10 protein-coding genes are annotated in these 11,783 nt (G+C 72.5%); 2 read left to right on the plus strand and 8 right to left on the minus strand.

Annotated features, from left to right (window positions below; genetic code table 11):
- Positions 1-66: 66 nt before the first annotated feature.
- From AB0877_RS15965 to pnuC, 3 genes are all read right to left on the minus strand, one after another.
- A complete protein-coding gene (locus tag AB0877_RS15965; RefSeq protein ID WP_366609400.1) occupies positions 67-1,065 on the minus strand; it encodes a TerC family protein in 999 nt (332 codons plus the stop codon).
- A gap of 316 nt (positions 1,066-1,381) precedes the next feature.
- Positions 1,382-2,506 (minus strand): AAA family ATPase, encoded by a 1,125-nt coding sequence (locus AB0877_RS15970; protein WP_366609402.1) that lies wholly within the window; start codon positions 2,504-2,506, stop codon positions 1,382-1,384.
- Positions 2,503-3,159 (minus strand): nicotinamide riboside transporter PnuC, encoded by a 657-nt coding sequence (pnuC, locus tag AB0877_RS15975; RefSeq protein WP_366609403.1) that lies wholly within the window; start codon positions 3,157-3,159, stop codon positions 2,503-2,505. The genes AB0877_RS15970 and pnuC overlap by 4 nt, the downstream gene beginning before the upstream one ends.
- Before the next feature lie 117 nt (positions 3,160-3,276).
- Between pnuC and AB0877_RS15980 the strand changes: the two genes are divergently transcribed.
- Positions 3,277-3,570, plus strand: coding sequence for an antibiotic biosynthesis monooxygenase family protein (locus AB0877_RS15980; protein ID WP_366609404.1), 294 nt, complete (start codon positions 3,277-3,279; stop codon positions 3,568-3,570).
- A gap of 122 nt (positions 3,571-3,692) precedes the next feature.
- On the opposite strand, the gene AB0877_RS15985 is transcribed toward AB0877_RS15980, so the two are convergent.
- From AB0877_RS15985 to uvrB, 4 genes are all read right to left on the minus strand, one after another.
- Positions 3,693-4,550, minus strand: a complete 858-nt coding sequence (locus tag AB0877_RS15985) for a helix-turn-helix transcriptional regulator (RefSeq protein WP_366609405.1) — start codon at positions 4,548-4,550, stop codon at positions 3,693-3,695.
- 187 nt (positions 4,551-4,737) lie between these two features.
- Complete coding sequence (locus AB0877_RS15990) at positions 4,738-5,106, minus strand: VOC family protein (RefSeq protein WP_366609407.1); 369 nt, start codon at positions 5,104-5,106, stop codon at positions 4,738-4,740.
- Between the two features lie 177 nt (positions 5,107-5,283).
- Positions 5,284-6,102 (minus strand): AraC family transcriptional regulator, encoded by an 819-nt coding sequence (locus AB0877_RS15995; RefSeq protein ID WP_366609408.1) that lies wholly within the window; start codon positions 6,100-6,102, stop codon positions 5,284-5,286.
- 73 nt (positions 6,103-6,175) lie between these two features.
- Entirely contained in the window at positions 6,176-8,284 is a 2,109-nt protein-coding gene (gene uvrB, locus AB0877_RS16000) for an excinuclease ABC subunit UvrB (RefSeq protein ID WP_366609409.1), read from the minus strand.
- 300 nt (positions 8,285-8,584) lie between these two features.
- On the opposite strand from uvrB, the gene AB0877_RS16005 reads away from it, so the two are divergent.
- Positions 8,585-10,366 (plus strand): hypothetical protein, encoded by a 1,782-nt coding sequence (locus tag AB0877_RS16005; protein ID WP_366609410.1) that lies wholly within the window; start codon positions 8,585-8,587, stop codon positions 10,364-10,366.
- Between the two features lie 8 nt (positions 10,367-10,374).
- Here the strand turns inward: AB0877_RS16005 and coaE are convergent, their stop codons facing one another.
- Complete coding sequence (coaE, locus tag AB0877_RS16010; protein ID WP_366609418.1) at positions 10,375-11,556, minus strand: dephospho-CoA kinase; 1,182 nt, start codon at positions 11,554-11,556, stop codon at positions 10,375-10,377.
- Positions 11,557-11,783 lie beyond the last annotated feature (227 nt).

The raw sequence follows: 11,783 nt of genomic DNA on the forward strand, positions 1-11,783 counted from the left end.
ACGGGCCGGCCAGCACGTCCGTCACCGGCTGGGCGCCTGTTCGCACCCGGCCGGTGACCGGTCAGGTCAGCGTCGGGCGTCGGCCAACTCGCGACGCCGGTCCCGGGAGGACTTCACCAGGCTGGCGACAGTGGCGACACCCAGGGTGCCGATGATGACCAGCAGCGACAACCAGATCGGGATGTGTGGCGCCCAGCCGACGTGCTCGCCACCGTTGATGAACGGCAGGTTGTTGTCGGCCAGCGCCTCCAGCACCAGCTTGACCCCGATGAACCCGAGCACGACGGCCAGGCCGTAGCTCAGGTAGATCAGCCGGTCCAGCAGGCCACCGAGCAGGAAGTAGAGCTGCCGGAGGCCCATCAGCGCGAAGACGTTCGCGGTGAAGACCAGGTACGGCTCCTGGGTGATGCCGAAGATCGCTGGGATCGAGTCCAACGCGAAGATCAGATCGGTGGTGCCGATCGCGATCATCACGATCAGCATCGGGGTGAACAGCCGCTTGCCGGCCACGTGGGTGGTCAGCTTCGCGCCGTCGTACTCCTTCGAGATCGGCAGGGCCTTGCGGCTCCACCGGATCAGCACGTTCTCGGAGAACTCGTCCTCGTCCGGCTCACCCTGCCGGGCCAGGTTCACCGCGGTGTAGATCAGGAACGCGCCGAAGATGTAGAAGACCCAGGAGAACTGCGTGATCAGCGCCGCACCCGCGGCGATGAATCCGCCGCGCATCACCAGCGCCAGCACGATGCCGACGAGCAGCACCTTCTGCTGGTACTGCCGGGGCACCCCGAAGCGCGCCATGATGATCACGAAGACGAAGAGGTTGTCCACCGAGAGGCTGTACTCGGTGAGCCAGCCGGTGTAGAACTGGCCGGCCGCGCTGGCCCCGGAGGTCAGCCAGACACCCGCACCGAAGAGCAGGGCGAGACCGACGTAGAAACCGACCCAGAGGCTCGACTCCCGCACACTCGGCTCGTGTGGGCGCCGACCAATGATCAACAGGTCGACGAGCAGGACCGCACTCAGTGCGACAAGCGTCCCCGCCCACACCAATCCGGACACGTCCAACGTTCATTCCTCCGGCAGACACGCGGCGTCGGGCACACCGTACGCCCCTGCGGGAGCCGGCGTGCCGCTGTCGCTCACTCTGGTGACTGTCGGAGGTCTCTTCCGCCGCCGCCCCTGGGGGCGACGACCTACGGGGCCGGGTCGGGCGCCGTGGTTCCGGCGATCGACCGTGCTGACGACTCCGTCGCGGGGGAATACTCCCCTCCTCGATGACCATTGTTGCCCACCACGCGCCGTGATCACACCCCGGGCTTCCGGTGGCGCCGGACACGGCTCGACGCGTCCGGCCGCACACCCGCCAGGGCTTCCTAGGAGGCTAGTGCACGTCGGGTGCGGCGATCGGGTCGGCCAGCGACCAGCCGGCGGCCAGCAGGTCGTCGCAGGCTCGCACCGCCACCGCCAACCGCTCGGCGTGCGACCCGGTCAACTCCACGACCGGCACCCCGCACCCGGCCAACTCGGCCCGGAAACGCTCGGTCATCCAGGCCCGCAGGTGCTCACCGTCGCGCAGCCCGTCATCGGTGAACGGCACCCCCCGGTGATCCGTCAGCAGATACAGCGCCGGCCGACGGGCCGCCGCCCGTACCTCCTCGGACGCGCAGCCCAGGTAGCGCTCCTCCCACACCGCCGTCGCCCGCGCGTCGGTGTCGCAGACCAGCAACGGCCCGCTCGTCCGGGCCGCCGCGTCCTCGGCCGCCTGCTGCTCGCGCACCACCGCGCGGAAGTCGTCGGAGTCCCAGGCGACGTCGAAGACGGTCGCCTCCGGCGCTCGTTCCCGCAATCGGGCCAGCTTGTGAGCGGTCAACTCCCGGCCGTACTCCGGCACCCAGGACGTGCCGTAATGCCCGGCCAGCGCCGCCGCCATCGTCGTGGTCCCGGTCGACTCGGCCCCGACCACCACCACCCGCCGGACGAACCACGCCCGCACCGGCGGGCTCAGCCACCGCCAGTGACCCGCCGGGTCCGCGCGCACGGCCGTCCCTGACACCGGCACGGTCCGCCGGTCCGGATCCACCGACACGGGTACGGCGTCGAAGCGGCGCGCCAACTCGACGCCGTACGCCTCGGAGGAGAAGACCGCGTCCACCGACCCCGGCCCCACCGCCTCGCGGAACACCGCGCAGTGCGCGTCCCAGACCGCCGGATCGGCGTAGTCCACCGGGTGGTCGTCGTACCGGCCGACGACACGGACCCACGGCGTGTCCGCGTGCACCTCCCGCAGCCAGTCGAGGCGCAGCGCAAGCGGAATGGACTCCCGACGCGAGGGCGCCACGACGACGGTCACCTCGGCGCACCGGGCGGCGGCGGCCCGGATCACCGCATGGTGCCCGGCGTGCGGCGGGTAGAACTTGCCCACCACCATCCCGTGCCCGAACTCGGCGGCGGAGCGACGCGCCGGCCCGCGCGGCACCGGCGGCCCGCCAGATGTCGCGGGGTTCACGCGGTGACCGGGGCCGGGCCGGGCGGGACCGTGCTCGGCCGGTCGGCCCGACGCAGATCGGCGCGCCAGGCCCGCAACCCGAGCACGCACAGGACGAGGAAGACCAGGTAGAGCATGGCCGTCAGGTGCAGTCCCTTGTACGCGTACAGCGGGATGTAGATCAGGTCGGCGGCGATCCAGAGCCACCAGCTCTCCACCCGCTTGCGGGTCTGCCCGTACGTGGCCAGCAGGGACAGCGCCGTGGTCAACGCGTCCGGCAGCGGCACCGTCGAGTCGGTGGCCCGGTCCAGCAGGGCCCAGAGCGCGCCGGTGAGCAGGAGCCCGGCGGCGGCCAGCCCCAGCCACTCCCGCCGCCCCGTCCGGCTGACCGTGAGCCGGGTACGCCGCTCGCCCCCGAACAGCCAGTGCCACCAGCCGTAGCAGCCGAGCGCCACGTAGACGACCTGGAGCCCCGCGTCGGCGTACAGCCCGGCGGTCCAGAACAGCACCATGAGCAGCAGCACGTTGGCGATGCCGATCGGCCAGTTGGCGATCTTCTGCCGGGCTACCAACCACACGTTGAGCACACCGGTCGCGAACCCCAGCAGCTCCGCCCAGGTGGTGCCCGTGCCGGCCACCCGAAACGCGGTGCCGGTGAGCCAGTCGATGATCACGAGGCCACCCTAGGGTCCGTGTCAACGCCCTCGGTCGAGCCGAGGCGGAGTCCAGGCAGTGGTCCGGCACGGACCCGCGACACCGACCGCCCCGATCGCCGTGGGAGGCTGTCCGACATGGTGCTTGAGGTCGCGTTGATCGACGTACTACCCGGACACGAGGACGCGTTCGCCGCCGCGTACGCCGAAGGTCACCCGGTGCTCGCCGGAGCGACCGGCTGCCGGTCCGTGCGGATGACCCGAGGAATCGAGTCACCGACCCGCTTCGTGCTGCTCGTCGAATGGGACTCGGTCGAGGCGCACGAGAACAACTTCCGGGCCACCGAACGGTTCGACACGTGGCGGGCGCTGATCGGGCCGCACTTCGCGGGACCGCCCATTGTCGAGCACTTCCTCGACGTGCCGGCCTGAGCCGAGCTGTCGTACCCCGCGGTTATCCTGCCGGGCGCACGCGCCGGCCGCCGGTCCCGACGGGCTCGGGGGCGCCGGGCCCGGTGGCCGCGCGGCGCGTCACCGTCGGCAACGGTCAACACTCACTCGCCGACGCGGCGGGCCAGCACGGTGACCGTCTCCTCCGGTGACAGCGCCGCGGCCAGCAGCGCCGCGGTCATCCGCTCGTAGCGGTCGACGTCGAGCACGGTGGCCAACCGGACGTCGGTGGTCAACGCCTCGAGCATGACCGTGCGCGGGTCGGCCGGGTCGGGAAAGGCGTAGCAGGAATACGGTGTGAGCGGGTGCAGCCCGCCACCGGCCGCTCCGCGGGGCAACAGCCGCACCGTCACGTGGGACAGGCCGGTCACGGCGACCAGGTGACGCAGCTGTTCGCGCCAGACCGCCACCGGCAGGTCACCCGGGTCGCAGACGGCCTCGGCGAGCACCGCCGTGTAGCGCGGCGGGTAGGCCCGCCGGAGCACCTCCTGCCGCAGTGCCCGTGCGCGCACCTCGGCCTCCACATCGACGTCCGGCGAGAGCTGGGCGCCGGCGCTGACCAACACCCGGGCGTACGCGGGCGTCTGGAGCAGCCCCGGCACCACCGACGGCTGGTACTCGACGATGTCGGCGGCACCCGCCTCCAACTCGGCGTAGGTGCGCTGCCGTTCGCTCATCTCGCCGAGCGTCTTCCACCAGCCTCGACTGGTCGCCGCGTCCCGGGCGATGACGATCAGCGCCTCCCGGGCGGGCGTGGGCACCTTGTAGACGTCCAGCAGGTCGAGCACGTCGGCAAGGTCGGGGCGACTTTGACCCAGCTCGATGCGGGACAGCTTCGACGTCGAGGCCCAGCCCAGCCGGTCGCAGACCTGCTCCAGGGTCAGCGACTCGCGCCGACGGAGTTGGCGCAGCTCTGCGCCGAGACGTGCACGTCGAATGACTGGACTTGTTGGCAGCGGCATCCCGGCCTCCCCACCGAGGGAGACTACGCAGGACGATCACCCAGTGCAATAGCGTGCTCGCGCACCGCAATCAGGGCATTCGACGCCGCTGGCCGGACCGGCCCGCCGGAGCACATCGTTTCCGCAGGTCAGTGCGTTTTCAGGTCGCGAAGACGGGCCGTCCATCCCCGATCGGCGGTAGCTGGACTCAGGGCCGGTAGGTGCCGAAGGACCAGACGTTGCCGGCCAGATCGCGGGCCGCGTAGTCACGGGAGCCGTAGTCGGTGTCGAACGGCTCGCGAATGATCTCGGCGCCGGCCGCGCGGGCCTGGGCGCAGTGGGCGTCGACGTCCGGCACGGCCACGTAGACCGACCAGTCGTCGTCGGCCGGTCGCGGCGGGGCGTCGGCCCGACCACCCAGCATGATCATGCCGGTGTCGAGGACCAGTTCGGCGTGCGCGACCGCACCGTCCGGCGCCTCGTGCACGGTGTGCACCCGGAAACCGAAGGCGGCACCGAGCCAGTCGATCGCGGTGCGGGGATCGGGATAACGGAAGATCGGATAGATGGTTCGCATGACCCGATTCTGTGGCCGTTGACGCGGCTCCGGATTGGACGAATGTGACCTCGGCGGGTCGCCGAACCGGCTCCGGTCGCCCGGCGACCGTCAGCGGCCGGGAAGCAGCGCGGCCGGCAACCGTCAGCGGCGCGGCGGCTGTCGGCGGCCCGGCGACCGTCAGCGGCCCGGCGACCGTCAGCGGCCGGAGAGCAGCGCGGCCGGCGTGGCCCCCGCGAACTCGTGGAAGTCCCGAATCAGGTGGGACTGGTCGTAGTAGCCGCAACCCGCCGCCACGGCGGCCCAGTCGACGCCCCGCCCGGCCCCGCCGGCCTGGGTGGATGCGGCCCGAGCCCGCTGGAAACGCAGCAGCCGGGCGGCCATCTTGGGCGGCAGCCCGACCTCCTGCCGGAACCGGGACGCGAGGTGCCGGCGGCTCCAGCCCAACTCGTCGGCGAGCGCACCGACGCTCCCCCGCCCACCGCTGGCGGCCAGCCACCGCCACGCCCGGTCGAGCCGCGGGTCCACCGGCGGGGACGCCGCCAGCCGGGCGGCGAGCACCGCGTCGAGGAGGTCGAACCGCTCCGACCAGCCGGTGGCCTCGGCGAGCCGGCCGCGCAGCCGATCCAGCCAACGGCCCGGGAGCTGCCCGACGCCGACGGCCCGATTGGTCAGCTCACCCAGGGGCAACCCGAGAAGCCGGCGGGCGGCCAGGGGGGCGAGCAGCAGCTCGACGCCCTCCCCCACGCCCACCGTGCGCGTGGTGCACCAACTGTCGAAGGTGCCGGCCACGAACGAGTCGACAGCGGTGACGCCACGCTGCGCGCAACGCGGGTCGGTCACGTCCAGCGGCGCACCCCAACCCAGTATCAGCACCACGAAGACGCCCGCCGACTCCCGACGGACCAGTGGCACGTCCGCCCGTTCCCGGTAGCCGACGTACCTGTCGACGAACGGACGCAGGCTGGCCCCGGGCAGCCCGAAGACCATCTCGCCGATCGGCGCCACCGCCGTCACCAGTGCCCGCCCTTCGCGTGCCCCGCCCGGCCCGGCCCGAGCGGGGCGCTGGGCGGGGCCGACCGGCCGGCCGTCACTTCACGCCGGCGGCGTCCATGCCGCGCAGCTCCTTCTTCAGGTCGGAGACCTCGTCGCGGATCCGGGCCGCCAACTCGAACTGGAGCTCGCGGGCGGCGGCCAGCATCTGGTCGTTGAGCTCCTGGATGAGCTGGGCGAGGTCGGCGCGGGCCATTCCCTCCCGGGAGGTGGCGCCCGCGGCGGACCGGCTCCGACTGCGGGTCTCCTTGACCGGCGCCTTGCCTCGGGAAAGCTGACGCACCGCGCCGCCGACCCGGGAGTTCTCGGTGTCCTCCGCCTCGCGGTAGATGTCGTCCAGGATGTCGTGGATCTTCTTACGCAGTGGCTCCGGGCTGATGCCGTGCGCCTCGTTGTGCGCGATCTGCTTGGCCCGACGCCGATCGGTCTCGTCGATCGCCGCTGCCATCGAGGGGGTGATCTTGTCGGCGTACATGTGCACCTGGCCGGAGACGTTACGGGCGGCCCGCCCGATGGTCTGGATCAGCGATCGGCCGCTGCGCAGGAAGCCTTCCTTGTCGGCGTCGAGGATCGCCACCAGCGACACCTCGGGCAGGTCCAGACCTTCGCGGAGCAGGTTGATGCCGACGAGCACGTCGTAGTCGCCCTTGCGCAGCTCGCGCAGCAGCTCCACCCGGCGCAACGTGTCGACCTCCGAGTGCAGGTAGCGCACCCGGATGCCGTTCTCCAGGAGGTAGTCGGACAGGTCCTCGGCCATCTTCTTGGTCAGCGTGGTGACCAGCACCCGCTCGTCCCGGTCGGTCCGCAGCTTGATCTCGTGCATCAGGTCGTCGATCTGGCCCTTGGTCGGCTTGATCACGACCTCCGGGTCGATCAGACCGGTGGGTCGGATCACCTGCTCGACGAACTCACCCTGAGCCTGCTCCATCTCCCAGGTGCCGGGGGTTGCGGAGAGATAGACCATCTGGCCGACCCGCTCCAGGAACTCGTCGAAACGCAGCGGCCGGTTGTCGGCCGCGCTGGGCAGCCGGAAGCCGTGGTCGATGAGCATCCGCTTGCGGGACGCGTCGCCCTCGTACATGCCGCCGATCTGCGGGATGGTCACGTGCGACTCGTCGACCACAGTGAGGAAGTCGTCGGGGAAGTAGTCGAGCAGGGCGTGCGGCGGGCTGCCGGGCAGCCGCCCGTCCATGTGCATCGAGTAGTTCTCGATGCCGGAGCAGAAGCCCACCTGCCGCATCATCTCGATGTCGTAGGTGGTGCGCATCCGCAGCCGCTGCGCCTCCAGCAGCTTGCCCTGCCGCTCCAGCTCGGCGAGGCGCTCGGCCAGCTCGACCTCGATGTCACGGATCGCCCGTTCCATCCGCTCCGGGCCGGCCGCGTAGTGGGTGGCCGGGAAGATCACCAGCTGGTCGACCTCGCGGACCACGTCACCGGTCAACGGGTTGAGGTAGTAGAGCTTCTCCACCTCGTCGCCGAACAACTCGATCCGGATCGCCAGCTCCTCGTACGCCGGGATGATCTCCAGCGTGTCGCCGCGAACCCGGAAGGTGCCCCGCTGGAAGGCCATGTCGTTGCGGGTGTACTGGATGTCGACCAGCCGGCGCAGCAACTGGTCGCGGTCGAGCTCCTGCCCGACCTGCGCCTTCACCGCCCGGTTGAGGTATTCCTCCGGGGTGCCCAGGCCGTAGATCGCCGAGACGGTCGCCACCACGACAACGTCGCGGCGGGTGAGCAACGACATCGTCGCCGAGTGCCGCAGCCGCTCCACCTCCTCGTTGATCGAGGAGTCCTTCTCGATGTAGGTGTCGGTCTGCGGGATGTACGCCTCGGGCTGGTAGTAGTCGTAGTACGAGACGAAGTATTCGACCGCGTTGTGCGGCAGCAGCTCGCTGAACTCCTTGGCCAGCTGCGCGCAGAGCGTCTTGTTCGGGGCGAGCACCAGGGTGGGGCGTTGCAGCCGCTCGATCAGCCACGCCGTGGTGGCGCTCTTGCCGGTGCCGGTCGCGCCGAGCAGCACCGTGCTGCGGTCGCCGCGCCGAACTCGACGCTCAAGCTCATCGATGGCTGCCGGTTGGTCGCCGGCCGGCTGGAAGTCACTGACGACCTGGAAGCGGCTGTCCAGCCGGGGAATGTCGAGCGCCATGCCATCAACGGTACGCCGGAGGTCCGACAGGAACGGCCGTCACGCCAGGTACGTGATCAGCTTCAATATTCCCATTGTGTGGCCCATGTCACCGGGACTACCCTCTTCATGTAGGCCGCTCGCGGCGGCCGACCGGGCCGGTGGCCCAGGCCAACATCACGGCCGGTCACCCCCGGCACTGCGGTCGCAGCACCCGGCTCGTCCGGCGTGCGCACCCGTGTGGTCGCGCTCGAGGCGCAGACCGGCCGCCGCGAGCGCCCCTGCTCGTCACCCCGGTGCCTCCCCGCCCGTTTCATCTCCGTGGACACCTCTGCGACCCCGGCGCCCGACACCGCCCGCACCGCCACGCCCTCCCCGGCAGCACCAGGCACCGGCAAGGGCACGGCCAGCGGCAAGAGCCCGACCGGCGGCAAGGGCACGGCCAGCGGCAAGAGCCCGACCGGCGGCAGAGGCCCCGGCACCGGGAGCGGGCCCACAGCCGGCCGGTCCGCCGGTGGCGCGCGCCGAGCCACCGCCGGCCGCAGGACCAAGGACCCGCGGCGGACCGCCGCCGAGCGAAACCTCGCGGAGAACCGCGAGATCACCCGCAGTGGCGACACGCCGGACACCACTGACACCACCGGGGCCGCCGACACCGCCGGGCCGCCCCCGACCGGCCGTCGTCGGCGTACGGTGCTGCTGTTGCTCGGTCTGACGGCGGTGACGTCCGCGACCGCGCTGGTGCTCGGGCTGTTGAGCTGGGCACCCGACCCACCCGAGCCGGCCCGGCCGCTGACCCTGGCGGAGGGTGAACGGCTGGCCGCCGTGCGGGTCACCAACCTGCGGGACCTGCGCGCCGGCGTACGGGTCACGGCTGGTACCGGTGCCGCCCGCACCGAACTGGTGGGCTGGGTGGACTGGTCCCGGTCACTGCTCTACCTGGACGTGGGCGGGCCGGGAGCGGGTGCCGAACGGGGACTGTTGCAGAGGAGCGGGCCGGTGCTGGTGATCCGGCCCGACCCGGCGGCGGTGCCCACTCCCGCCGCCCCACCACTGATGCCCCCGGTGGACCGGTGGCGGTTGCACCGACCGGCACCGGGGTCACACCTGGCACCGGTGCTCGACCTGCTCCTCGATCTCGCCGCCGACCGCCCCGACACCACGACCCGGACGGCACCGTCCGACGAGGCGCGCTGGCTCGCCCGCGAGGCCGTTCCGGCCGGCCCGCTGGACGTCATACAGGCACCCCTGCCCACCGGGGCGTCAGCCGCCAGCACCGGCACCCCCAGCGCCGCGACGCCCGCCCCGGACGGACAGACCCGCTACTGGCTCGATCAGGACGCCCGACTGCACAAGCTGGTGACCGTGCTGCCCGGCACCGGTCCGGTCACGATGATCTTCAATCGCGTGGACCGGCCGACACTCCGACCGGTGGACGCACTCGGCGGTCGCCCCGGTCTGCCCCGCGCGCTGACCGACGCCGAGCAACGTCGGCTCGACCGACTGCCGGCCCGGCTCCGCGCCCACGGCGGTGCCACCGTGACGCTGACCGCGGCCACGGGCACCGACACGAACCTGCGAGGCGCAGGCTGGTTGAGCTGGACCGCGCGCAGCGCCTACCTCTCGGTCGCCGACCTGGGCGTACCCGATCGCCGGACCCTGCTGCGCCGCGACGCCGGCGGCCTGGCCCGGGCGGACCTGCCGGCGCCCGATGGTGGGGGCGGCACCGCGGAGGCGCCGGCCCGGCCGCCGCTACCGCCCCCGGCCGGGGGATGGCGGGCCTCCCGACCCGCCCGAGACGACCTGAGTGTGCTGGTCGACGCCGCGATAGCTGCCGGGTCGGTCGGGCAGCGCGGCGCGGCCGTGCGGGTACGCGAGGACGTCACCGCCGGACGGACAGTGGACGTCATCGAGTCGGGCCCGGCCGACGCGCGGCTGCGTTACTGGCTCGACCGGGACGGGTCGCTCCGCCGGCTCGAGTTGCGGACCGACGCCGGCGCGTGGGCACACCTGGACCTCCAGCCCGCCGTCGTGCCCCGACAGGCTGCCAACCCTCGACCCCCGGCCCCTCGCTCTCCGACCCCTCGGCCCGGTGCCCGCTGACCGACGCCTCAGGGACGCCAGCCGGTCTGCGCGGCCCACTGCTCGGCCCGCAGATACTCCTCGTCGAACCACGGGTTGCGGCCCGTACCGGAATCGCCCGCCACCGGCGCCGCGTCGATGAGGTCCCGCTTGAGCAGCAGATACGTGGCCCGCTGATCCGGGTCGGCACGCAGGTGGTCGCGCATCAACAGCGCGTACCGCCAACCCGGCGAATCCGCCACCCGCACGTGCAGACGGACGGGGCGGGCCGGGTCCGCGCTACCGTGCAACCGCTTCTCCCAGCGGCCCCGGCCGGCCGGGCGCGGATCGTCCCACCACTGCCCCGGCACCCGCGGGAACCCCGCGCCCGCGAGCCGATCGACCAACGGCCCGTCGGCCTCGGCGAGGCTGGCGACCGCCACCTGCACGTCGATGACGTTCTGCGTGGCCAGGCCGGGCACCGCCGTCGAACCGATGTGATCGATCCGGAGGGCACTCGCACCGAGCGCGTGCTGGATCCGGGCGGCCAGCCGCTCGTACTGCTCCGGCCAACTCGCGTCGGCCCAGGCCAACTCGGCCTCGTCGGGCGGGACCACCCGCCGCTGGCGCAGATTGTCCTCGTACGGCACCAACCGCCGCTTCCAGAGCAGGTCGACGGCGTCGTGCAGCGCCGTCAGGCTCCCGTCGTTGGTCAGCACCACGTCCGCCGCCGCCCGGCGGCGGGCGTCGTCGGCCTGGGCGGCGATCCTCCGCTCGGCCTCCGCGCGACCCATCCCCCGGTCGCGTTCCAACCGCCGCAGTCGGGTCGCCACGGCCGTCTGCACCACGACCACCAGGTGGTACGTCGGCGCGAGACCCACCTCGACCAGCAGCGGTACGTCGTTGACGACGATCGCGTCGGGTGCCGCCGCGGCGGCCAGTTCCGCGGTGCGGGCCCGGACCCGGGGGTGAGTGATCGCCTCCAGCCGACGACGGGCGGTCTCGTCGGCGAACACCACCGCTCCCAGCGCGGCACGATCCAGTGCGCCGTCGGCGTCCACCACCGCGTCGGAGAAGGCGGCGACGATCTCGGCCAGCCCGTCCGTACCCGGCGCCACCACCTCCCGGGCCACCCGGTCCGCGTCAATCAGCACCGCGCCCCGCTGGACGAGCCGCGCGGCCACCGCGCTCTTCCCTGACCCGATCCCGCCGGTCAACCCCACCCTCAGCACCCGAACAGTCAACCGGATCGACAAGCCCGCCGCCAACCCACCCACCGCCCCGGCGACCTCGCCACCACCCCACCCCGGGGCCCGATCACCCCCGCCCACGCCCCGCCGGCCGACCGCCCCGCCGCCCTGCCGGCCCGCCGCCAACCCACCCACCGCCCCGGCGACCTCGCCACCACCCCACCCCGGGGCCCGATCACCCCCGCCCACGCCCCGCCGGCCGACCGCCC

It is taken from the genome of Micromonospora sp. NPDC047644 (genome assembly GCF_040704315.1).
Taxonomy (GTDB): Bacteria; Actinomycetota; Actinomycetes; order Mycobacteriales; family Micromonosporaceae; genus Micromonospora.